Annotated in this window: 21 protein-coding genes; 9 read left to right on the top strand and 12 right to left on the bottom strand. The window is 32.3% G+C overall.

What is annotated here, in order from left to right:
• Positions 1-33 precede the first annotated feature (33 nt).
• The 3 genes from EB819_RS12000 to EB819_RS12010 are packed head-to-tail and all read left to right on the top strand — an operon-like array spanning position 34 to position 2,193.
• Positions 34-615: an LUD domain-containing protein gene (locus EB819_RS12000; RefSeq protein ID WP_069800187.1), complete on the top strand. Its 582-nt coding sequence runs from the start codon at positions 34-36 to the stop codon at positions 613-615.
• 26 nt (positions 616-641) lie between these two features.
• On the top strand, positions 642-1,514 hold the full coding sequence (locus EB819_RS12005; protein WP_069800044.1) for a phosphatidate cytidylyltransferase: 873 nt from the start codon (positions 642-644) through the stop codon (positions 1,512-1,514).
• Positions 1,515-1,539: 25 nt separating this feature from the next.
• On the top strand, positions 1,540-2,193 hold the full coding sequence (locus EB819_RS12010) for a phosphatidylserine decarboxylase family protein (RefSeq protein WP_069800046.1): 654 nt from the start codon (positions 1,540-1,542) through the stop codon (positions 2,191-2,193).
• Between the two features lie 173 nt (positions 2,194-2,366).
• Here the strand turns inward: EB819_RS12010 and EB819_RS12015 are convergent, their stop codons facing one another.
• Together EB819_RS12015 and EB819_RS12020 are read right to left on the bottom strand one after the other, a co-directional pair.
• Positions 2,367-4,199, bottom strand: a complete 1,833-nt coding sequence (locus EB819_RS12015; RefSeq protein ID WP_069800048.1) for an ABC transporter ATP-binding protein — start codon at positions 4,197-4,199, stop codon at positions 2,367-2,369.
• Between the two features lie 134 nt (positions 4,200-4,333).
• Complete coding sequence (locus tag EB819_RS12020; RefSeq protein WP_069800051.1) at positions 4,334-4,723, bottom strand: DUF4293 domain-containing protein; 390 nt, start codon at positions 4,721-4,723, stop codon at positions 4,334-4,336.
• Between the two features lie 145 nt (positions 4,724-4,868).
• Here EB819_RS12020 and rho point away from each other — a divergent pair, with 145 nt between their 5' ends.
• Complete coding sequence (rho, locus tag EB819_RS12025) at positions 4,869-6,671, top strand: transcription termination factor Rho (RefSeq protein ID WP_069800053.1); 1,803 nt, start codon at positions 4,869-4,871, stop codon at positions 6,669-6,671.
• Between the two features lie 178 nt (positions 6,672-6,849).
• Positions 6,850-7,449 (top strand): superoxide dismutase, encoded by a 600-nt coding sequence (locus tag EB819_RS12030; RefSeq protein WP_069800055.1) that lies wholly within the window; start codon positions 6,850-6,852, stop codon positions 7,447-7,449.
• A gap of 70 nt (positions 7,450-7,519) precedes the next feature.
• Here EB819_RS12030 and EB819_RS12035 read toward each other — a convergent pair whose 3' ends face one another.
• Positions 7,520-7,939 (bottom strand): DUF6146 family protein, encoded by a 420-nt coding sequence (locus tag EB819_RS12035; RefSeq protein WP_069800057.1) that lies wholly within the window; start codon positions 7,937-7,939, stop codon positions 7,520-7,522.
• A gap of 94 nt (positions 7,940-8,033) precedes the next feature.
• Positions 8,034-9,239 carry an endonuclease/exonuclease/phosphatase family protein gene (locus tag EB819_RS12040; RefSeq protein WP_069800059.1) on the bottom strand — a complete coding sequence of 402 codons (1,206 nt, stop codon included), beginning with the start codon at positions 9,237-9,239 and terminating at the stop codon, positions 8,034-8,036.
• A 252-nt stretch (positions 9,240-9,491) separates the two neighbouring features.
• On the opposite strand from EB819_RS12040, the gene EB819_RS12045 reads away from it, so the two are divergent.
• Entirely contained in the window at positions 9,492-12,329 is a 2,838-nt protein-coding gene (locus EB819_RS12045) for a carboxypeptidase-like regulatory domain-containing protein (protein ID WP_069800061.1), read from the top strand.
• An 18-nt stretch (positions 12,330-12,347) separates the two neighbouring features.
• The gene (locus EB819_RS12050) at positions 12,348-14,426 is read left to right on the top strand and encodes a DUF5689 domain-containing protein (RefSeq protein ID WP_069800063.1); all 2,079 of its coding nucleotides are present in this window, start codon (positions 12,348-12,350) and stop codon (positions 14,424-14,426) included.
• Positions 14,427-14,664: 238 nt separating this feature from the next.
• Here EB819_RS12050 and EB819_RS12055 read toward each other — a convergent pair whose 3' ends face one another.
• The 6 genes from EB819_RS12055 to EB819_RS12080 form a co-directional block, all read right to left on the bottom strand.
• Positions 14,665-15,135, bottom strand: a complete 471-nt coding sequence (locus EB819_RS12055; RefSeq protein WP_069800189.1) for a DUF6702 family protein — start codon at positions 15,133-15,135, stop codon at positions 14,665-14,667.
• A gap of 80 nt (positions 15,136-15,215) precedes the next feature.
• Positions 15,216-15,935: an LOG family protein gene (locus tag EB819_RS12060; protein WP_069800065.1), complete on the bottom strand. Its 720-nt coding sequence runs from the start codon at positions 15,933-15,935 to the stop codon at positions 15,216-15,218.
• A 135-nt stretch (positions 15,936-16,070) separates the two neighbouring features.
• Complete coding sequence (locus EB819_RS12065) at positions 16,071-16,790, bottom strand: nucleotidyltransferase family protein (RefSeq protein WP_069800067.1); 720 nt, start codon at positions 16,788-16,790, stop codon at positions 16,071-16,073.
• A 30-nt stretch (positions 16,791-16,820) separates the two neighbouring features.
• Complete coding sequence (locus EB819_RS12070) at positions 16,821-17,231, bottom strand: RapZ C-terminal domain-containing protein (protein WP_245993164.1); 411 nt, start codon at positions 17,229-17,231, stop codon at positions 16,821-16,823.
• Positions 17,232-17,711: 480 nt separating this feature from the next.
• Positions 17,712-18,116 carry a GxxExxY protein gene (locus EB819_RS12075; RefSeq protein WP_069800071.1) on the bottom strand — a complete coding sequence of 135 codons (405 nt, stop codon included), beginning with the start codon at positions 18,114-18,116 and terminating at the stop codon, positions 17,712-17,714.
• A gap of 67 nt (positions 18,117-18,183) precedes the next feature.
• Positions 18,184-19,209, bottom strand: coding sequence for an aminoglycoside phosphotransferase family protein (locus tag EB819_RS12080; RefSeq protein ID WP_069800073.1), 1,026 nt, complete (start codon positions 19,207-19,209; stop codon positions 18,184-18,186).
• Positions 19,210-19,264: 55 nt separating this feature from the next.
• Between EB819_RS12080 and xrtF the strand changes: the two genes are divergently transcribed.
• Positions 19,265-19,792 (top strand): exosortase family protein XrtF, encoded by a 528-nt coding sequence (gene xrtF / locus EB819_RS12085; protein WP_069800075.1) that lies wholly within the window; start codon positions 19,265-19,267, stop codon positions 19,790-19,792.
• Positions 19,776-20,210, top strand: a complete 435-nt coding sequence (locus EB819_RS12090; protein ID WP_069800077.1) for an exosortase F system-associated membrane protein — start codon at positions 19,776-19,778, stop codon at positions 20,208-20,210. The genes xrtF and EB819_RS12090 overlap by 17 nt, the downstream gene beginning before the upstream one ends.
• On the opposite strand, the gene EB819_RS12095 is transcribed toward EB819_RS12090, so the two are convergent.
• A complete protein-coding gene (locus EB819_RS12095) occupies positions 20,207-21,214 on the bottom strand; it encodes a cation diffusion facilitator family transporter (RefSeq protein WP_069800079.1) in 1,008 nt (335 codons plus the stop codon). The genes EB819_RS12090 and EB819_RS12095 overlap by 4 nt on opposite strands.
• 60 nt (positions 21,215-21,274) lie before the next feature.
• Positions 21,275-22,282, bottom strand: a complete 1,008-nt coding sequence (locus EB819_RS12100) for an aspartate-semialdehyde dehydrogenase (protein WP_069800081.1) — start codon at positions 22,280-22,282, stop codon at positions 21,275-21,277.
• Positions 22,283-22,456: the final 174 nt, after the last annotated feature.

The following is a 22,456-nucleotide window of genomic DNA, read 5'->3' on the forward strand; positions in this document are numbered from 1 at the left end:
TTGTTGTTGGCTAAGTTTAAAATCCGAAGAAAATTGAGTTTATTTAAGAAAATTGTAAGTAAAATTCTTAATCAAGACGAGCAGCAAGATGATCCCAATGTTACAAAATTGGCAGATCAACTAAGAAATGCTGATCTTGATTATAAATTTGCGCAATTATTTACGGCTTCAGGTGGTTTTTTTAACTATTGTGGAGACGAAGCAGAAGCATTACAAGTTCTTAATCAGATTGTTAAAATTGAGGGAATTAAGAATGTTTTTTGTTGTGATGATGACTTGCAGAACTTTTTAAACGTTACCAAAACTAGTTTCACCAAAAATCTAGATATTAATAATGATGCCGCTTTTATTACCTGCGAATTTTTAATCGCTTATGACGGAAGAGTTATGCTTTCTTACAATAATATTTTGCATTATCATTCTTCTAGATTGCCTGGTAAAATCATCATTATGGCAACCGTTTCACAAATTGTAAGAGACTTAAATGAAGCCATGATGAAAATTAAGAGAAGAGGGAATGTAAGAAATCTTACTTCCATCAGTGGAAGCCAATCTAAGTTAGATGCTCCTACTCAAGACCAAACTAAACTTTTCTTAATTCTACTCGAAGACTAATTCTTTCTATTTTTAAATTTCACAAATTGGATAAAAATCTCATTCAGCGAGTTGGCTCTGGTCTCATCTACGGATTACTTACTTTTCTGTGCACTACAGAATACGGAGCAATACTCATCAATAAAATTTCGCCAGATTTAGTAAAACCTCATCAGCTTTTTTATGGATTAATCACATTTTTCTTAGTTGTAGGAGCTTATGAAGGCGTGAGAATTATGAAATTCCAAGGAAACTTATATCAATGGTTGGTTTTGCCTTTAGTTGCATTGGTTTATTATAAATTTACAACTAGATTTTTTGGTTTTGGATTTTATTACACCTTTGATTTATCCGAAATTTTAGCGCTTTCATTAATCCTAATTGCTGCAATTACCTTATTTAAATTTCCTCAAGAATTATATCAAGACGAAGGAAAGCTCATTTTCATCGTTATTTATACGGTTTTACCATTTGGTTTTGCGTTAGGTTTGCCAAAATATTTCTTAAATGATAATGCTTTCACTTGGGAAGTTTTTCTTCTTTTTGTTTTGATATGGAGCAGTGATTCATTTGCTTATTTTACCGGAAGAATGTTCGGTAAACATAAAATGGCACCGAAAATTTCACCCAAAAAAACTTGGGAAGGCTTTGCAGGAGGCGTTTTCTTTACCCTAATTTTAGGATATTTCATCGAGCAAAAATTCCCAGATTTACGTGGAAATTGGATTGTAGTAGGATTATTGGTCTCTATTTTTGCTCCACTTGGTGATTTGGTAGAAAGCCAACTGAAAAGAACATTTGGCGTAAAAGACAGCGGAAACATCATTCCAGGACATGGTGGCGTGCTTGATAGATTAGACAGTTTTATAATCGCAGCGCCTGTTGTATATTTGTACTTTATTCTAGAAAACATATTCTAAAAACATAACTTATTAACTCATAAAAATGAAACTACATAAAGAAAGTAAAGGAACCATTTTAGTTGCTACCATTGCAGTAGCTGTATTAGGTTTTTTAGCAGTATATTTTCTAGAAATTTGGTCATTAATTATCATTATCCCGTTATTAATTTTATATGGATTGGTTTTTTGGTTCTTCAGAGTTCCCAATAGAGATATTGTAGACCATAAAGAAAACGTAATTGCACCAGTAGACGGAAAAGTGGTGATGATAAAAGAAGTTTTCGAAGATGAGTTTTTAAAGGAAAAAGCCATTCAGGTTTCTATTTTTATGTCTCCGCTGAATGTTCATATTTGTAGATATCCAGTTTCTGGGAAAGTAATTTATAAAAAATATCACCCAGGAAAATATCTAGTAGCTTGGCACGAAAAATCTTCTACCGAAAATGAGAGAACTACTGTTGCCGTAGAAAGTTTAACCAATCATAAAGTTGTTTTTCGTCAGATTGCTGGTTATGTAGCACGTAGAATTGTTTTCTATTGCAATGAAGGTGATACTTCTAAGGCTGGTCACGAATTTGGATTCATTAAATTCGGTTCTAGAATGGATGTTTTCTTACCGTTAGACACAGAAATTACTTGTAAAATTGGTGATAAAACCAAAGGCGGAATAGATGTGATTGCGAAGATGAAAGAGTAAATTTCACACAAAAAGCACCAAGTTTTGAAACGCAAAGCATGCCAATATTTATTAAAATAAAAAAGGTAAAGATTCTAAAATCTTTACCTTTTTTCATATTGAATATCAGAATTTTTTAAAAAAAAACTTTGCGCTCTTTGCGAAATTCTTTGCGCCTTTGCGTGGCAAAAATCCTACCCAAAATTCTGTAATTCTACTAACTTTTTATAAACGTTATTATTGGTAATCAATTCGTCATGAGTGCCTTGTTCTACGATGTTTCCGCGTTCCATTACTACGATGTGATCTGCTTTTTGAATCGTCGAGAGTCTATGTGCAATCACTATAGAAGTTCGGTTTTCCATCATGTGATCTAGCGCGTCTTGAACCAAACGTTCAGATTCTGTATCGAGTGCAGAAGTAGCCTCATCTAGAATCATAATTGGCGGATTTTTAAGCACCGCTCTTGCAATAGAAATCCTTTGTTTTTGTCCACCAGAAAGCTTGTTCCCGTCATCGCCAATATTGGTTTGGTATTTTTCTGGTAAGTTTTCTATGAATTGATGAGCATTGGCAATTTTTGCAGCTTGAATCACTTCTTCTTCCGATGCTTCAGTTTTTCCCATCCAAATGTTGTTGTAAACACTGTCATTAAACAATACCGATTCCTGAGTAACCATTCCCAGAAGTTTACGGTATTCGGTTAAATTTAAGTCCTTAATATTGATGCCGTCAATTAAAATTTCACCATCTGTTACATCATAAAATCTAGCTAAAAGATTCGCAATCGTGGTTTTTCCGCTTCCTGATTGTCCTACCAAAGCCACTGTTTTTCCTCTCGGAATAGTCAAATTGAAATTTTTAAGAATTTGATTGTCTTTGTCGTAATAGAAAGAAATATTTTTGAATTCAATTTGATGATTGAGGTTTTTGATAGAAATAGGATGGGTAATTTCTTCTACCTTTAAGTCGTAATCTAAAACTTCCAGAACTCTTTGCACTGCAGGAATTCCACCTTGCATATTAGAAATAGCAGCAGATAATCTTTTGGCAGGTTCTAGAATTTGAAAAAAGATAGCGATGAATCCTATGAAAGTTACCGCATCCATGGTTTGTTTTTCTAAAATTTGGATTCCTGCAAACCAAGTGATTAACAAAATGGTTACCGAACCTAGAAATTCTGAACTTGGAGACGCCAATTCTCTTCTTCGGCTCATGGCAATCGCATGATTTTTCCAGTTTTGTGTGGTTTTTTCAAAACGAGCGTTTAGAATGATATCAGCGTTGAAAATTTTAATGATTTTTGATGATTTCAAGGTTTCATCTACGATAGAAAAAAGATTTCCGAGTTCTTCTTGTGCTTTTTTAGACTTTCTTTTCAGGCTTTTTCCTACCCAAGAAATGATTCCGCCCATTACTGGGAAAACCAATAGAGAGAACAAGGTTAGGCTTGGCGAAAGCGCAAATAGCGTGATAAGTGAAGCTGTAATCATAAAAGGCGCATTGATTACGTCTACCAAACTTCCCATAATAGAATTTTCTATACTCCCGATGTCGTTTGAAATTCTACTCATCATGTCACCTTTTCTCTGTTCTGTGAAGAAAGAAACCGGTAATTTTAGAAATTTTTGATAGACTTTGCTTCTTAAATCTTTGGTAATGCCTACTCTGTAGTTCACCAGCATGAATGAACCAAAATATCTAGAAATATTTCTAAACAAGAATGAAGTTGCGGTGATAATACATAGCGCTGCCAAAACTTTTATGGCGCCATATTCTGTGATGCTTTCTTGGATGTTGTAAAAAGCAGAAGTTTTGATGTAAGAAAAATATTCTGAAAACTTTCCGCTGTAAACAGGCTTGGTGATTTTTTCTTGGTCTACATTGAAAATCATTTGTAGCACAGGAAGCATGACCAAAACGGAAAAAATCTGAAAAACGGAATATAAAAGATTGAAAAATATACTTAGATAAAGATATTTCTGATGAGGTTTTGCAAAAGCAAGTATTCTTTTTAGTGGACTCATTTATATTTAAAATAAAGTGCAAAATTACACTTTTTTAATTTGAAAATTTGAAAATGAAAGAATTTGAGGTCTGAAATAAAAAAACAGCTTCGTTTCCGAAACTGTTTTCACTCAAAATAAATCGTTGGTAAGATTTATCGAATTCTGTCTACAGATTTTACGAGTTTCTCATCTTTCTTGATATTGATGTTTGCCATAAACAAACCAAACAAAGAAATCAGAGGGAATGCTAACTCAATACCTTTCTCAGGAAAATCTATTCCTCCAGATAAATTTAGTAGCCAATATATCAATAAACCAGTCAACAAAGCGTTTATGAAAATGTTGATATTATTCAACAGAATCTGTCTCATTCTCTTTTTGTAACTGAAAATAGATAGTAAAGCCAATAAAAATGATACTAAACTTAGGGTAGCAATAACATAAACACTGCCAAAAAGCGCTACATCTAACCCTGTAAAATGCAGTGCAACTTGCGCCAATACTACAATTAGTAAAAATATAGTTTGAATTCTCTGTATCATTTCAGTGCAAAAATAATTTATTTTTTTGTATTTGTCAAAAAAAGTGTAGATTTGCAAGTAACAAGTTCAGCAAAAAAGAAGAATCGCCTGATTCAACTTTCTTACTTACAATTACTTATATTATTACAACTTTTTCACATATTTTATGTTTAACATTGAAACGTTAAGGTCTAAGTCCTTATCGGAACTGACCAAAATCTCAAAAGATTTAGGCGTTAAAATTCCTAGAAATAGTACTGAAGAAACCATCGTCTTTGCTATTTTAGATTTCCAGGCTTCTAATCCGAAAGTAACAAAGGAATATTTTAACGCTACCGAAAATACTATGGAAGAAAAACAAGAATCTCCAAAACCTAAAGCGAAAGCTCCTGCAAAAAAGAAAGTAGCGACTAAACCCGTAGAAAAACCTGCAGAACTCTTCGAAGAAACTACTCCTGAAGCGAAACCTGAAGAAGTAACAGAACCGAAAGTAGAAGCAGCAGAAAAACCTGCGGAAGCAAATACTTCTTCTAAAAAGCAAAGAAAAAGAATTGCTCCTAAAACAGAAGAAAAAGCTACAGAGCCAGAAGTTGCTGCAGAAACTACAGAAACTGCAGTAGTCGCAAAAACCGAAGATACGGAGCCAGAAATTCCACAGGCTGCTTCTCATCAAAATCAGCAGAAGCAACAGAATCAGCAAAAGCAAAAACAGCACCAACAGAATCAGCAAAATCAACAAAAAAATAAAAACCGTAATCAAAACGGCAATGGTGCTCAAAATAACCAAAATCAAAATCAATCTCACGGAAACCAAGAAAACACCGAAGAAAATCCACCTAAAAAAGATTTTAACTTTGACAATATCGTTACAGTAGAAGGTGTTTTAGAAATTTTACCAGACAACTACGGTTTCCTTCGTTCAGCAGATTTTTCTTACATTTCTTCACCAGATGATGTATTTGTTTCTACTCAACAAATCAGAAATTACGGACTAAAAACGGGTGATTCAGTAAAAGGAATTGTAAGATTGCCTAAAGAAGGCGAAAAATATTTTTCTCTACAGAGAGCTTTAGAAGTAAATGGTAGAGATTTAGACTTTATAAAAGACAGAGTAGCGTTTGAATATTTAACGCCGCTTTTCCCGCAAGAAAAATTTAATTTAGCGGGTAAAAATGCTACGATTTCTACTAGAATTGTAGACCTTTTTGCTCCGATTGGTAAAGGACAACGTGCCATGATTGTTGCCCAACCAAAAACGGGTAAAACCATGCTATTGAAAGAAATTGCGAATTCTATTTCGGCGAACCATCCAGAAGCGTACATGATGATTCTTTTGATTGACGAAAGGCCAGAAGAAGTTACAGATATGGAGCGCAGTGTAAATGCAGAAGTAATAGCTTCTACATTTGATGAATCTGCAGAAAAACACGTGAAAGTAGCGAATTTGGTTTTGGCAAAAGCCCAAAGAATGGTAGAATGTGGTCATGATGTAGTGATTTTATTAGATTCTATCACCAGATTGGCAAGAGCTTACAACACCGTAACACCAGCTTCAGGGAAAGTGCTTTCTGGTGGTGTAGATGCGAATGCTATGCACAAACCAAAGAGATTTTTCGGGGCTGCTAGAAAAATTGAAAACGGTGGTTCATTAACCATTATTGCGACTGCACTTATTGATACAGGTTCTAAAATGGACGAAGTAATTTTCGAAGAATTTAAAGGAACGGGGAACATGGAGCTTCAGTTGGATAGAAAAATTTCTAACAAGCGTATTTTCCCAGCAGTAGATTTAGTGGCTTCTTCTACCAGAAGAGACGACTTGTTGCATGATGATGTTACGCAACAAAGAATGTGGATTCTTAGAAAATATTTAGCAGATATGAATCCTCTAGAAGCAATGGAATTTGTACAAAAACAAATGCAAACCACTAAAAATAATGAAGAGTTCTTAATGTCCATGAATAGATAAAAGACTTTCAATATAAAATTTAGATAAAAAGTAAGAACACGCAAAATGCGTGTTCTTTTTTTGTGAGAAAGGTAATATTTGGTTTCATCTATATTAAGTATAAAATTTTTAAAAAAAAATATAAATGAAAGTATGATGAGAATTTTTATCTTTGAACAAATTTAAAAACATAAACATTATGTCATTCGAATTACCAAAATTAAATTACGCTTATGATGCTCTTGAACCAGTAATTGATGCAAGAACTATGGAAATTCACCATACAAAACATCATCAAGCTTATGTAGATAACCTAAACAATGCTATAAAAGGTACAGAGCACGAAGGAAAAACAATAGAAGAAATTTGTAAAACAGCTTCTGATGTTCCTGCTATTAGAAATAATGGTGGTGGTCATTTTAATCACACGCTTTTCTGGGAAATTCTTACACCAGGAGGAAGCAAAGAGCCTGTAGGAAATGTAAAAGCTGCAATTGAAGCTTACGGTGGTTTTGAAAAATTCAAAGAAGATTTTTCTACGGCTGCTAAAACGAGATTCGGTTCTGGTTGGGCTTGGTTATGTAAAAAAGAAGATGGTAGCTTAGAAGTTTGTTCTTCGGCTAATCAAGATAATACTTTAATGCCAGGAGTGGGTTGCGGAAATCCTGCAATTCTAGGTTTAGACGTTTGGGAACATGCTTATTACTTGCATTACCAAAACAGAAGACCAGATTATGTTTCAGCATTTTTTGAAGTAATCAATTGGGATAAAGTAGAAGAAAATTATAATAAATTATAATCACTTTTAATTTCAATAAAAAAGGTTCAGAGTAATTCTGAACCTTTTTTTGTTTTCTACATTTTAGAAATTATCTTACTTCTGTCATGCTTAAACCTTGTAGTTTTAAACCGTATTTCCATTGTACATAAGCGAAAACCTGATACAGTTTATACTCGAATTTTAAGCCGTATTTTTCATTTGGGTCATAGTCAATAGAAGATTCTATGATGTTTCTGTATCTTCCAGAGTAGTAATAACTGTTCCATTCGTTTACGAGAAAAGTATTTCTAGATTTCAAATATTCTTCGGAATAAAAGCTCATTGGTTTTGCAATGGCGTTCAAGAAATAATCATATTGAGTATCGATTACGTCTAAATCCCATTCTCCATCATCATTTTTCTCTGGCTTCATTGAGGTTTGATTATTGGCGTCTTTTGCAATATTTTGTGGGCTACTACAACTGATAATTAAAAATATTGTAGCAATAATTAGCAATAATTTTTTCATGATGAGGTGGTTTTATTTTAAAGTAAAGTTAATCATAAAAAACAAAAACCGCTCCAAAAGAATTGAAGCGGTCTAATTTTTATTTATTTACAACTTATTGAGCTGGTGTAAATTCTTTTTGTAAAACTACTAAAGAAGGGAAGTGGTCACTGTAACCTCCTGTAAAAGTATCTCCAGCCCAAGAACGGAAAGGATAACCTTTGTATTGTCCATTTGGTGTGATGAGGTAAGAAGGAGCGAATACTTCAGCTTTGTAAACGCTGTAATTTTTTTGAAGTGTATCAGATAAAGCGTTTTTAGATACGATAATTTGGTCAAATAAGTTCGGAGCGTCTCTGTAACCTAATGATGCTACACCGCTTTTGAACATTTTATACATTAAATTATAGTAAGGTCTTTCTTCTGATAATTCTTTTTTATCACCTACAGCTCCTAAATGTTTTGTTAAACTTACATTTACCGGGTCGTCATTAAAGTCGCCCATTGCAAAAAGAAGTCTATCTGGTTCTTCGGCTCTAATTTTATCCATTTCTGCTTTTAAAACTGCGGCAGCAGCATTTCTTCTTGGTGCAGATGCAGCTTCGCCACCACTTCTACTTGGCCAGTGGTTCATGAAAACCGCTATTTTCTCTCCGTCTAATAAACCTTTTACTACCAGAACATCTCTGGTGTAACTTCTTCTGCCTTCGTCATTATAATTTACCACTTCTTTTTTGTAAGAATCTGTTACAGTAAATCTTTTCTTTTGGTAAATTACAGCTACATCTATTCCTCTTGCGTCATAAGAATTGTAATGTACAATTCCCCATTCTACTTTATTAAGCGCAGGTTGTTTAATTAAGTCCTGAACAACTTGTCTGTTTTCTACTTCTATTAAACCTACAATTGCGGGTAAAGTTTTGGTGTATTGATATCCTAGCTCAGATATTACTTTTGCTTCGTTGGTAAGTTTAGTTTGGTAAACTTTAGAATTATAGTTTTTAGCACTTTTTGGAGTAAAATCATCTGCTAAGTTTTGGTATCTGATTACTTTTTTTCCAATAAGTAATTCGTCGCTCCATTGACCTTTATATTCTTCTGTTACAGGTAAAAATTTAAGAGAATCAATAGGTACGCTTCTATGGAAATTTGGGTGATTGATAGGTAAGGTTCCATCAATGTAATCAGCAGATGGGATGGTATCCCAAAGGTTTTCTACATTTAGGAAAGCAATAGTAGCTCTTTTAACCTGAACTTGTGGTTTTTGAGCAAATCCTATAAAGAAAATCGCTATTGCAATAAGGCTAAAATATTTTCTCATTTTATAAAATTAAAAAGTGGGTTACAAATTTAAATCATTTAGTTCGAATAACGCATATAATTATTTGCAAATATATATCCAAAAAAATGCCAGATTAGCATGATATTAAACATTATTAAAAAAAATATGACAATTATTAGGTTTAATTTTTGTGAAAAAAAGATTAAAAAAAGTTAAAGTAAAGGAAATTTCACATAAATTTGTAGGTTCAATAGTTCACTATTGTAAAGAAGGAAAAAAATAAAATAAGTTATGATTAAGAAATTATCAATTATCTCAATATTTGGGATACTTTCTTTCTCAGCACTACAAGCGCAAACTACAGTTTATGCCTATCTAAAAGATGCACAAGGCAAACCAGTAGAAAATGCTGAAGTTGATTTGAGAGATTCAGACAATGATGTTACGGCTGATAAAATTGGCTATTTCCAATTTGTGGATATGAAACCGGGACATTATTCCATTACAATTTCGAAGCCTGGCTTTGAACACAAAATTATTGAATTTGATGTTAATGCAAATGAGAAGAAAAAAGATTTAGGTTCTATTTCTCTTGCTCCTTCGCTTGATATGGCAGATTTAGGAGTTATCACGATTGATGATTCTGACACTCAAGATTCAGACAATGGCAGTACTCAACCTACAGTAGGTTTATTAAGCTCTGGTAGAGATGCTTTTGCTAATGTAGCGGCATTTGAACTAGGAGCATATTGGTTTAGACCAAGAGGTGTAGATAATCGTTTTGAAGATATTTTATTCAACGGTGTTTCTATGTCTAAAAATGATGACGGTAGAGTAGATTTCAGTAACTGGGGAGGTCTTAATGACGTAACCAGATATCCATTAGAAAATGTAGAAAATCTTACTCCTTCAGAATTCACTTTTGGTAACTTAGGTGGTGTAACATATTACAATACTAGAGCTTCTTCTTATAGAAAAGGAACTTCTTTAGCTTATTCATTAACTAACAGAAGCTATTTCCACAGAGCAATGGCTACTTATAACAGTGGACTTAACAAAAAAGGATGGGCTTACTCTATTTCTGCAAGTAGAAGATGGGCAGAAGAAGGGGTGATAGAAGGTACTTATCAAGATGCTTATGCATATTTCTTATCTGTAGAAAAAAGATTAGGAGAAAGACATGCTCTTAACTTTACAGCATTTGGTTCACCAACTTACAGAGGTTCAAACAGTCCAAATACACAAGAAGTATATGATTTAGCGGGTAAAAACTACAACTCTTATTGGGGATGGCAAGATGGTGAGAAAAGAAATTCTAGAATTAGAAAAGTTTTCGAACCAGTATTTCAAATGGCTCATTATTGGAAAATAGGTAAATCATCTAATTTAAATTCTACTTTCTCTTACCAACAAGGTGAAGATGCTAGAAGTAGATTAGACTGGTTCCATGGAGCAGATCCTAACCCAACTTATTATAGAAAATTACCAAGCTACATTTTCGCACCAACTACTTATGATGATAGTGACGGTGGCTATAATATTACTGCTGCAGAATTTAATGCTTATTTACCACTTTACGCTAGAGGAATCTACGATTGGAGACAAAATAAAGCTGGTCAACAAATCGATTGGGCTTCTCTTTACAATGCTAACTTAAACAATCTTGAAAAAGGAGCTGTTTATACAATGGTAGAAGATGTAAATAGAGATAAAACCATCAACTTTGTTTCTCACTTTGATACCAGATTAAAAGACAACTGGAAATTAAATGTAAACTTTAACTATCAAAATCTAAAATCTGATAACTTTAGAAGAATTAAAGATTTATTAGGTGCTGCTTATGCAAATAATTTAGATGCGTTCGGTGGCGATAAACCATTTAACGTAGACGGAATGAGCACTAGAGTTTACAAAGGTGATAGAACACAATATTCTTATATCCTAAATAGAGATGCAGCTGCATTAAATATTTCTACTGAGTTAGATTTAAAAAGATGGAACTTCGTATTATCTGGTTTCTCTTCTTATTCAGAATCATTCAGAGATGGTCATTACAGAAACCACTTCTATTTAAATAATTCTAAAGGGAAAAGTGATGTATACAATTCTCTAGACTATGGTGCAAAAGGTAAACTTACTTATAAGATTAATGGTAGAAATTTCTTAGTGGCAAACGGAGCTTATTTTACATTAGCACCAACATTGAACGAGATTTTCATTAATCCAAGAGTAAATGATTTTGTAACTCCAAACTTGCAAAACCAAGAAATTGCTTCTTCTGATTTCAGTTATATTACAAGAGGTCAAGTTCTTAAATTAAGATTAACTGGTTACTATACCTCAATCAAAAACTCTACAGAAATTTCTAGATATTTTGCAGAAGGTATTCAGTTAGGTACAGATGCAACTGCACAAGATGCTTTCGTGGCAGAAATTTTATCAGGAATTGATAAAAAATACATGGGAGCAGAATTTGCTGCTGATGTAAAAATTACCCCTACTTTAACTTCAGTTTTAGTAGTAAGCTATGGTGATTATACTATTAGCAATAATCCTACAGCTTATGTTTCTATTGATTCAGATTTATATCCTAATGGTTATGACGAAATCGGAACTGCAAAACTTAAAGGTTATAAAGTTGCAGGAACTCCACAAAAAGCAGCTTCATTAAGCTTCAGATATAACTCAACTAAATATTGGTGGTTTGGTATGTCTGCAAACTATTTAATGGATCAATATTTAGATTTCTCTGCATTAAATAGAACTCCAAACTTCTACACAGATCCAACTACTGGTGATAATTATATTCACCCAGTTACAGGACAAGTAGTAACTCAGAGTGATGTAGATGCATTAAACAAACAAAAGAAATTTGATGACCAATTCATGCTTAATGCAAATATTGGTAAGTCATTCTTATTTGGTAAATATAGAGTAGGAGCTAGTTTAAGCGTAAACAATATCCTAAATAATAGAGATTATGTAACAGGTGGTTTTGAACAAGGTAGAAAATCTAACTTCACAGAATCATATGTAGATAATGTAATTTCGCCAGTTTCATTATTTGGTCCGAAATTATGGTATGACAGAGGAACTACTTTCTTTGCTAATGTTTATTTAAGATTTTAATTTTATTAATATTAAAACATGAAAAAATATTTTTCAATTATAAGAATTTTCATTTTGTCACTTACGGTTTTTTTAACTAGTTGTGTACAAGATGATGTTTATTCGACACCAGATTTACAAGGAAAGTGTCAAGATTTAACGCCTACTAAAACGATTGCTGAGGTAAAAGCAGCTTTTGCTTTAGCATCAACAAATAATGTTACCATTACAGAAGATATCATTATAGAAGGATATGTTTCTTCTTCTGATGAATCTGGAAACGTTTATAAAACGATTTATTTACAAGATGCTCCAGAAAATCCTACTCAAGGTTTAGTAGTAAGTGTAGATGCTGTAAGTACTTATACTTCTTACCCACAAGGTTCCAAAGTATACATCAAACTAAAAGGTTTAGCTTTTGGTAAATATGGTAATGTTTTACAAGTGGGTTATATGAATGTGGACCCAGTAACCAATAAGGGTACTTTTGGTAGAATTCCAGAAAAATTAGTAGGGAATCACTTAGTGAGATCTTGCGCTCCAAAAGTGAAAATAGTACCTAAAGTAATAACTTTAGCAAGTTTAACGAATGCTTCTACTGTTGATCCTCTAATTGGTGCTTTAGTACAAATAAATAATGCAGAATTTCCAATCAATTTACTTTGTAACATTTATGCGCCAAATGGAACTACCGTAAATAGACAAATTGTAGACCCGACAATGACTACTCCAATAAATTCTAGAGTAGTAAGAAACAGTGGTTATGCATCTTTTGCGGCAGATCAATTGCCTTCAGGAAACGGTACTTTTATTGGTATTTTAAGTAAATTTAATTCTGATTATCAATTTTTTATTAATAGAGTTTCAGATCTTAACATGAAAGGGGCAAGATTAGATGGCTCTACACCTTCTTGTTCTTATAATACTGAAGGAAAAAAATTAATTTCTGTTTCAGAGTTAAAATTATTATATACTTCTGGTAATTATACTCAAGTTACCGATAATGTATACCTAAAAGCCCAAGTAACTGCAAATGATAAAACTGGTAACTTATTTAAATACATTTATGTAGAAGACAAGACAGGTGGTATTAGAGTAAACATAGATATGACTTCTCTTTATGCTGACCCTAGATTTTTTGTAGGTAAACATTTATTAATAAACCTTAAGAATCTTTATGTAGGACCAGTTAATGGCGAAGTACAATTAGGGGAGTTATTTACAAATTCTAGTAATCAGACTTTAGTTGGTAGGGTTGCGCCTAGTAATGTATATAAATATTTCTTCCCAACTACAGACTTCACAGAAGTGGTAGCGACAGAAAAAACCATTACAAATCTTACTGATGGTGACGTAGGAAGATGGATTAAAATTAAAGACCTTCAATTCATTAATGATGATTTAGGAGAATCTTATGCTGGTGCTTCTAATACTTCTAGAACTTTAGAAGATTGTTCAGGAGCTAAAATTTCTCTTACAACAAGTAGCTTTGCAAATTTTGCAAGCAGACAAATTGATAGCGGAAAAGGAGACCTTTATGGTGTATTAACCAAATATAATGGCAAGTACGAAGTTTGGATTACCAATCCACTTGGAGCAGACTTTGATGGAAATAGATGTGATGGCTCTCCAGCACCAGTATTTGAAAGCATTTTTAATGAAGATTTCTCTGGAGCATTAACCAATAACTGGACGGCTGTAAGCGTTCTTGGAACTGCTGTTTGGAATATCCAACAGTTTGGTAATCCAAAACCATGTGTTGTAATGAGCGGAAACGGTAATGAAGACTGGTTGATTTCTAAACCTATTACACTTGCAGGATATAAAAATTACTACTTAAGTTTTGAAACTGATGGTAGAGCAAGCGTTCCTTCAAATCCGTTAGAAGTTTATGTAACAGATAACTATACAGGAAACTATGCTACTACGACTTGGACTAAACTTAACCCAATTTTAGACTCAGATTTAAGTAAGTTTGCACCATTTGTAAGTTCAGGTAAATTAGATATTTCTAATTTTGCAGGTAAAAATGTGGTAGTTGCATTTAAATATACTTCTACGGCTACAGCTTCTGCAACTTGGGAGCTTGATAATGTAAAAGTAAGAGGTAGAAAATAAATCTAACTTCGCATATATATTCATAAAACAGCTTCAGAAATGAAGCTGTTTTTTTGGTAAATATTGATGATGAAATCTCAAATAATTTGTTCTATTCTGTGAAAAAGAAAGGTGTTTTTAGCCTAAAGATTTTGCTCCAAAAGCACAATAACTACATAAAGAATATATCGTACAATTATAGTCGTAAAAAAAGCCTTACAAAATCTGTAAGGCTTACTCTTATCTTTAAAAATTGTTGTTAGAAAGAAACTTCGTTTACTTCTTTACCTCGCATAAAGGTCATGTTTTTTTGTGAACCTTTATAAGCAATATTTACCAAGTTGAGTTGTTTAGGATAAGCTTCTAATAAAAGATTATTTTTAATTTTTAAGCTAGAAATATCAGAAACGCCATTCGCTTCGAAATATACCCAAACACTTTCTCCATTTACTTGACTTCCTGTAAACGTAAGCGCTTTGTTTTGACCGTTTACATACACATCAAAATGGTCATTTACATATCTTTTCACTTCCGCTTCAAAAGCAGTAGTATTAGGATTAATTTTTAAAACTTCTGCAATGTGTCCAGAGTTTAATTTTGTAGTGAATTTTAGCGTTTTACTGCCTTCTACATAATCTACCTTGGTCATAGAAGAATAAAAATCTGAGAGTGTAAAACTCATCAGCATTGTGATTAAACCTATTGCAATTATTCCTATAAATTTTTTCATTTTTTTCTTATTTAATACTTTTTTCAAAGTTTGTATATTTTTCAAATGTATATAAAAAATGTCAAATCTTATGCCAAATTCTAGAAATTTACACTTACAGAGTATTTATCGTAGAAAGCTTTAATGTGAGCCACGGCTTCATCTGCTGTATCTACCACTCGGAAAAGACTTAAATCTTCTTCTTTAATCAAATGATTTTTCAGCAAAGTTCCGGTAAACCAATCCAGAAGTCCGCTCCAAAATTCTGTTCCCACCAAAACAATTGGGAATCTACCGATTTTATGCGTCTGAATTAATGTTAATGCTTCCGAAAGTTCATCCAGTGTTCCGAAACCTCCAGGTAAAACGATGAAGCCTTGAGAATACTTCACAAACATCACTTTTCTTACGAAAAAGTAATCAAAATTAATCGAGTAAGGTTTATCTATAAAAGGATTAAAATTTTGTTCAAATGGTAATTCTATGTTTAATCCAATGGATTTTCCGTTGCCTTCTCTCGCTCCTTTGTTCCCTGCTTCCATAATTCCAGGACCACCTCCAGTAATGACTCCGAAGCCAATTTCTGTAATTTTTCTGGCAATGTCTACCGCCATTTGATAATAAGGGTCTTCTGGTTTTAGCCTTGCAGAACCGAAAATAGAAACACAAGGTCCTATTTTGGCTAATTTTTCGTAGCCATCTACAAATTCAGACATCACTTTGAAAACCATCCAAGAATCTTTGGTTACGGTTTCGTCCCAAGTTTTTTGTCTTAAACTTTCTTGTAATCTTTTATCTTCTGATGCGTTATCGTCTAGCATTTTTTTAAAAATTTAGTTTTATTTTACCATTAAGTTCTTATTAAGGAATTAAGAAAATTAAGTTGAGAGAGAAAATCCCCTTAATGCACTTATTTCTTAATGATTTTCAAAAATTTTGAAAACTTAATGGTTCATTTATTTAAAGTATTTTTCCGCTTCTATCACAGATTCTGGTCTTCCTACATCTATTAATTTGGCTTCGTGCTGAAATCCTAAGATGTTATTTTCAAACATTAAATCCAAATATTCTTCCATGATAGAAAATTTTCCTCTTCTTTTTATTTTGTCAAAGATAGAAGAATTAATACAATGTATTCCACTGAAAGCCAATTCTTTAAAAGCATTATTCGATTCTGCCATTTTGGTTTCCCCAGAATTTTTGTTCATCCAACCTTTTAAAACCATTTCCGAGTTAAAGAAAAGTTTTCGGGAAGAATTTCTGTCCGAAACTGCCAAAGTAGCTAATGGAAGATGTGTTTCATGAAATTTTACCAATTCATGAATGTTCAAATTGGTAAGAATATCAGCATTCATGATGAGAAAGTTCTCTTCGTTTTCCAGATATTTTTGAGCAAAAAGCAAGCCACCTCCAGTTTCTAGAAGTTCATGTTTTTCATCAGAAATATCAATTTTAGCTCCAAAATGATTCTTTTTCTCTAAAAATTCTACAATTTGTTCCCCGAAATGATGCACATTAATCACAAACTCTGTAACTCCAAAACTTTGCAGATATTTTATATTTCTTTCCAGCAACGGAACATCATTTACCAAAGCCAAAGCTTTAGGATGGCTATCTGTAAAAGGTTTTAACCGAGTTCCTTTTCCTGCTGCGAAAATGAGCGCTTTCTTAATCATATAGAATGAAAATTGCAGATTTTACAATTGTTAATTAAGTTGAGGTTGTTCGTTATGCGTTACCGAAACATTTACCAATTCTGGATATTTTTCCTGCAAAAATTCTCCGAGTTTTATGGCGCAATACACACTTCTGTGTTGACCACCAGTACAACCAAAAGCTATTTGCAAATGGTCAAAACCACGAGCGATATAATCATTGATGGTAATGCTTACTAAGTTTTTGATGAGGTCTATAAATTGAGGCATTTCAGTTTTGGTTTCTAGAAATTCTTGAACGCCTTTATCGTTACCAGTTTGAGGTTTGTATTCTTCTATTCTTCCCGGATTGAGAATTCCTCTGCAATCGAATACAAAACCGCCGCCATTTCCGCTGTTGTCTACTGGTATTCCACCTTTTTTATAAGAAAAACTGTAAATGTCTATGTTTAGTTTATTCATTTTTTTAAAATTAAGATTTTTATTTTTTACCATTAAGTATTTATTAAGGTATTAAGAAAATTAAGTTTTTTTGATAAATCAAAAAATATTTTTAAGTAATTGCAACTCCATTATTTTCACTTAATGTTCTTAATTTCTTAATTAATTTTGAAATTTCAAAATCTTAATGGTTAATTCGTTTAGTTTCTATTTTAAGCTTATGCATTTTTAAAAAATAAGATTTTATTTTTAACCATTAAGTATTTATTAAGGTTTTAAGAAAATTAAGTTTTTTTGATAAATCAAAAAATATTTTTAAGTAATTGCAACTCCATTATTTTCACTTAATGTTCTTAATTTCTTAATTAATTTTGAAATTTCAAAATCTTAATGGTTAATTCGTTTAGTTTCTATTTTAAGCTTATGCATTTTTAAAAAATAAGATTTTATTTTTAACCATTAAGGTATTAAGATAATTAAGTTTTTTTGATAAATCAAAAATCAATCAGGAAGCATGTTAAAATATTCATTAACAAAAGGCTTCATGGATTTTGTGATGTTTTTGGAGAAAAAATTTATTAATAATCCTTGTGGTTTTTTTAGAACTTTCATGTATGTTAGGAGTTGAGCTTCATGAATTGGTAATATTTCTTCAATTGCTTTTAATTCAACAACAATGGTGTCATTTACCAACAAATCAACAACTAATTTAGTTTCCATAATTTTATTATCATAAATAATAGGAACAGTTAACTGTTGTTTCACGTCATAGCCATTTTTTTCTAACTCATATTTTAAACAATCCTCATATATACTTTCTAATAAACCAGCGCCAAGTTCTTTATGAACTTTTATGGCAAGTCCTATTATTTCATATGATAATTGAGTTACTTTCTTTTTTGTCATTTTTAAAAACTTTAGTTTTTAAACTTAATATTCTTAATCTCTTAATTAATTTTGAAATTTCAAAATCTTAACGGTTTAGATCAATTAATTTTTGAATTTTATTTTTAGTTTCTGTTGTGTTCAATTGTAGAATTAAGTTTTTTAGCTCTGGATATTCATTCATTTCGAGTTCCGTTTTGGTAAATTCTACTAAATTCTGAATTCCCTGTTCTAAACTTGTGATAAAATGCGGTTTTCTCTGAATAATTCCTCTAAAACCATACGCTCCTAAAACCTGAATGAAACGAATCATTTTACAATATTTCAAAGATTTTTCTAATTCATTTCTTTGTTCTAAAGGATGAGAAGAGAAGTAATATTCCAGCATTTCATTTTTGAAATTTTCAGAAAAATTGGCTTTAGCTTGGAAGAGAAAAGAAACCACATCATAAAGAGCAGGTCCTTCCATTGCCGCTTGATAATCGATGAAAAAAACTTCATCTTGATCATTTACCAAAATATTTCTTGCCTGAAAATCTCTTATCATCAAGGATTTTGGAGCTAGATTTTCTATTTTTTGTACAATTTTTTTGAACTCTTTCAGTAAAGTAGATTTATGATAAGGCAACTCTAAAATGTCTATCAAATAATTTTTGAAGTAGTATAAATCATGTGTAATTGGCAGTTCGTCATACTTTTCGTACTCGAAAGTTTTAGAAAAATCTATTTTGTTTTGGGTCTTTTCTTGAAGTTCAAATAAATGTTTTAATGTTTGTTTGACCAAAGATTTTACTCTTTCAGATTCACCTTCTAGAGCGATGATTTCAGAAAGTGTTTTTTCACCCAAAAATTCCTGAATATAAAGTTTTCTTTCTTCGTTGATTTTAAAAATCTGAGGCGTGTTCAACTTTAAATCTGAAAAAACCTGTGTGAAATAGAAAAACGCTTCGTTTTCTAGAAGATTTTCGTTGTAAGTAATCACGTAAGTTTCATTCGAGGATTTTCCAATGAAATTCATTCGCGCAGAACCACTTTGAGGCAATGCCAAAAATTCGGTTGCCTTTTCGCCTAAAAACTCTTCGAAAAAAAGTTGAGCTATTTCTTGATTTTTCATTACCAAGCAAATATAATAATTTGAAAAGGGATTTTTTGTGTATTTTTGTTATAATATGAAAGATTTCAAAGAAATATTGTGGGTTTTGCTTAGATTTTTGGGGATTTGGCTATTGCTATTTCTTTTGTATCAATGGTATTTGAACCAATTTTCTGGAAATATTGATGGCTTTACCAAAATTATTTCTGACCAAAGTGCCTTCTTGCTCAATTTTACAGGTTATGAAACCGTTACTAAAGATTTTCCAAGTCATGAAACTGTTCAGTTTTATATCAATGGAAAAGTGGCGACCAGAATGGTAGAAGGTTGTAATGCGGTTTCGGTGATGATCATGTTCTTGGCGTTTGTTTTTGCTTTTTATAAAGGCGCAAAAACGTTTTATTTCGCTTTTGCAGGAATTGTTTTGCTCTATATTTTAAATCTGTTTAGAATTTATGTACTGAATATGATTGTGGTAGATTTTCCTGCTTTAACTAAACCTGCGCACGATTATTTTTTTCCTGCAATTATTTATGGTGGAGTAGTGGTTCTGTGGTTAATTTGGATTAATAAATTTGTCATTACCCATGAGAAAAATTCTTAATTGGCTGTTTGTATTCGTAGGGATTTTAGGATTAATTTCTGTGCGTTTTGTAGAAGATAAAATTTTCTACGACCCATTTTTAGCTTTTTTCAAAGGAGATTATAAAGTAGCAACAATTCCAGATTTTGATTCGGTGAAATTAATTATAAGTCATTTGTTAAGATTTTTGTTGAATTTATTTTTCTCGGCAGTTGTAGTTCATTTTATGTTTTTAAATAAAAAATGGACTTTGCAAGCTGTTGCTTTAATTACGATAGCGTTTTTATTTTTCTTCCCGATTTATCTTTGGTGCCTTTATTCAAAAATGGAAGTAGGTTATCTTTTTACCTTTTCAGTGAGGAGATTCGTTATTCAGCCGATTATTTTACTGTTGATTATTCCTATTTTTTATTACAGAAAAAAACTTGAAAAAAATTAAGGATTGTTTTCTAGACAATGTTTCGAAACTTGAGAAACACTTTCTGGAGTCCATTCTATTTTCTTTTTAAAAGCATGAATTCTGTGCGCGCATTCTAGTTGACAAATTTCGCAAGAATGCGGTTTGCAATCATCCATGTGAAAGTTAAACTCTACGTGTCTTTCGGTTTCTGATGCTAAAGTTTTGATGATGTTTTCCATTTCTTGGTGAGATTCTCTAAGTGTATCATACCATGGTAGCGTAATGTGAGCGTCGATATGTAAACCACTTCCGTATTGTTGGATTTTCATGTTATGAATGTCAATCCATTCTTTTTTTCGGTTTTTGGCGAGAACTTCTACTACAGCTTTCAATAAATCTGGGTCAGCTTCGTCCATAATTCCACTGAGTGATTTTCTTACAATTTTGTAACCTACAATGATGATGTAAGAACCGAAAACCAAAGCTACGGCTGCATCTATCCAATAAATTTTAGTAAAATACACTAGAACTAAACTGATGACTACGCCCAAAGTTGTCCAAGTGTCTGATTGAAGATGTTTTCCTGAAGAAATAAGAACCACAGAATTTTCTCTTTCTCCTTTTTTGATAGAAAAATATCCCATCAAATAATTGATAATGGCAGTTGCTAAAACAATAAGAATTCCATAATCTAATTTTTTCAAAGTATTGCCGTGAAGCAAACTGTCTACCGCTTCTACAATAATCATAATCCCTGCAAAAATAATCAGCGAACCTTCTACTCCAGAAGTTACAAACTCTACTTTTCCGTGACCATAAGGATGGTTTTCGTCTTTAGGTTGAGCCGCCAAATACAAGGAATATAATCCCATGAAAGCCGAAATAATATTCACAATACTTTCCATAGCATCTGAAAAAACAGCATCAGAATTGGTGAGATGCCATGCAATCAGTTTTCCGATGAATAAAATGACACCTACTATGGCTACATTTCTCTGGAAAGTAAATTTTTGTTTGTTTTTATTGATGGTAGCGACTTCCATGTATTTAATTTTAAAAGTTTGAAGGTTCTAACAAAAAATCCCGCTTTTTGCGGGATGTTTTTATACTAATTGTTTTGCAATGAGATATTCTGCGATTTGTACCGCGTTCGTTGCGGCGCCTTTTCTCAGATTGTCTGCTACAATCCAGCAGTTCAATGTATTGGGTTGAGAAAGGTCTCTTCTGATTCTTCCTACGAAAACTTCGTCTTTTCCTTCAGAGTAGAAGCACATAGGATAAACTTTATTTTCTACATCATCCTGAAGAACAATTCCTGGAGTATTGGCTAGAATATTTTTAACTTCTTCTAAGTCAAAATCGTTTTCGAATTCTATATTTACGCTTTCTGAGTGACCACCTTGTACAGGAATTCTCACCGCAGTTGCTGTAATTTTAATAGAATCATCTCCCATGATTTTTTTAGGTTCTTTGATGAGTTTAAGCTCTTCTTTAGTGTAATCATCTGCATCAAAAACGTCACACTGTGGTAAAGCATTTTTGAAAATTTGGTAAGGATAAACAGCGTTTACTTCTACTGAACCAGGATTTACAGCATTTGCAATTTCTGCATTCAATTGGTCTACAGCAGCTTTTCCTGTTCCTGAAACTGATTGGTAAGTAGAAACAATTACTCTTTTTACTTTGTATTTTAAATGAAGAGGATTAAGAACCATCACCATTTGAATGGTAGAGCAATTAGGGTTTGCGATGATTTTATCTTCTTTGGTTAAAACGTGAGCGTTAATTTCTGGAACCACTAATTTTTTGGTAGGGTCCATTCTCCAAGCCGAAGAGTTGTCTATCACAGTGCAACCTACTTCTGCAAATTTAGGAGCGTATTCTAGTGAAGTAGAACCTCCTGCGGAGAAAATAGCAATTTCAGGTTTCATAGAAATCGCAGTTTGCATAGAAACGATGTCATACTGTTTACTCTTGAAAGTGATTTTCTTTCCTACAGATTTTTCTGATGCTACAGGAATTAATTCTGTAATAGGAAGATTTCTTTCTTCCAAAACTTTCAACATAACTTGGCCTACCATTCCGGTTGCGCCTACTACTGCGATTTTCATAATTGAAATTGTTTTAAATTTTTTAAAAAGTTAAAGGTGTAAAATATTGCTTAAATCTAATATTTAATAAAATTCGTTATAAATAATCCTTTTGAAAATTGTTTAATGGAAAATTTATCTAAATTTTTTACAAAGATAGTAAAAATTATCTTTTGCGATAAAATGATTTAAATC

This window comes from Cloacibacterium normanense, assembly GCF_003860565.1.
In the GTDB taxonomy this organism is placed as follows: domain Bacteria; phylum Bacteroidota; class Bacteroidia; order Flavobacteriales; family Weeksellaceae; genus Cloacibacterium; species Cloacibacterium normanense.

Excerpts from the sequence above, each read along its gene's own strand:
- EB819_RS12010 (WP_069800046.1), top strand. The coding sequence starts at position 1,540 with ATGAAACTACATAAAGAAAGTAAAGGAACCATTTTAGTTGCTACCATT.
- EB819_RS12090 (WP_069800077.1), top strand. The coding sequence starts at position 19,776 with ATGAGAAAAATTCTTAATTGGCTGTTTGTATTCGTAGGGATTTTAGGA.
- EB819_RS12045 (WP_069800061.1), top strand. The coding sequence starts at position 9,492 with ATGATTAAGAAATTATCAATTATCTCAATATTTGGGATACTTTCTTTC.
- EB819_RS12080 (WP_069800073.1), bottom strand. The coding sequence starts at position 19,209 with ATGAAAAATCAAGAAATAGCTCAACTTTTTTTCGAAGAGTTTTTAGGC.
- EB819_RS12015 (WP_069800048.1), bottom strand. The coding sequence starts at position 4,199 with ATGAGTCCACTAAAAAGAATACTTGCTTTTGCAAAACCTCATCAGAAA.
- EB819_RS12040 (WP_069800059.1), bottom strand. The coding sequence starts at position 9,239 with ATGAGAAAATATTTTAGCCTTATTGCAATAGCGATTTTCTTTATAGGA.
- EB819_RS12095 (WP_069800079.1), bottom strand. The coding sequence starts at position 21,214 with ATGGAAGTCGCTACCATCAATAAAAACAAACAAAAATTTACTTTCCAG.
- EB819_RS12065 (WP_069800067.1), bottom strand. The coding sequence starts at position 16,790 with ATGATTAAGAAAGCGCTCATTTTCGCAGCAGGAAAAGGAACTCGGTTA.
- EB819_RS12050 (WP_069800063.1), top strand. The coding sequence starts at position 12,348 with ATGAAAAAATATTTTTCAATTATAAGAATTTTCATTTTGTCACTTACG.
- EB819_RS12035 (WP_069800057.1), bottom strand. The coding sequence starts at position 7,939 with ATGAAAAAATTATTGCTAATTATTGCTACAATATTTTTAATTATCAGT.
- EB819_RS12060 (WP_069800065.1), bottom strand. The coding sequence starts at position 15,935 with ATGCTAGACGATAACGCATCAGAAGATAAAAGATTACAAGAAAGTTTA.
- EB819_RS12075 (WP_069800071.1), bottom strand. The coding sequence starts at position 18,116 with ATGACAAAAAAGAAAGTAACTCAATTATCATATGAAATAATAGGACTT.
- EB819_RS12100 (WP_069800081.1), bottom strand. The coding sequence starts at position 22,282 with ATGAAAATCGCAGTAGTAGGCGCAACCGGAATGGTAGGCCAAGTTATG.
- EB819_RS12055 (WP_069800189.1), bottom strand. The coding sequence starts at position 15,135 with ATGAAAAAATTTATAGGAATAATTGCAATAGGTTTAATCACAATGCTG.
- EB819_RS12020 (WP_069800051.1), bottom strand. The coding sequence starts at position 4,723 with ATGATACAGAGAATTCAAACTATATTTTTACTAATTGTAGTATTGGCG.
- rho (WP_069800053.1), top strand. The coding sequence starts at position 4,869 with ATGTTTAACATTGAAACGTTAAGGTCTAAGTCCTTATCGGAACTGACC.
- xrtF (WP_069800075.1), top strand. The coding sequence starts at position 19,265 with ATGAAAGATTTCAAAGAAATATTGTGGGTTTTGCTTAGATTTTTGGGG.
- EB819_RS12030 (WP_069800055.1), top strand. The coding sequence starts at position 6,850 with ATGTCATTCGAATTACCAAAATTAAATTACGCTTATGATGCTCTTGAA.
- EB819_RS12070 (WP_245993164.1), bottom strand. The coding sequence starts at position 17,231 with ATGAATAAACTAAACATAGACATTTACAGTTTTTCTTATAAAAAAGGT.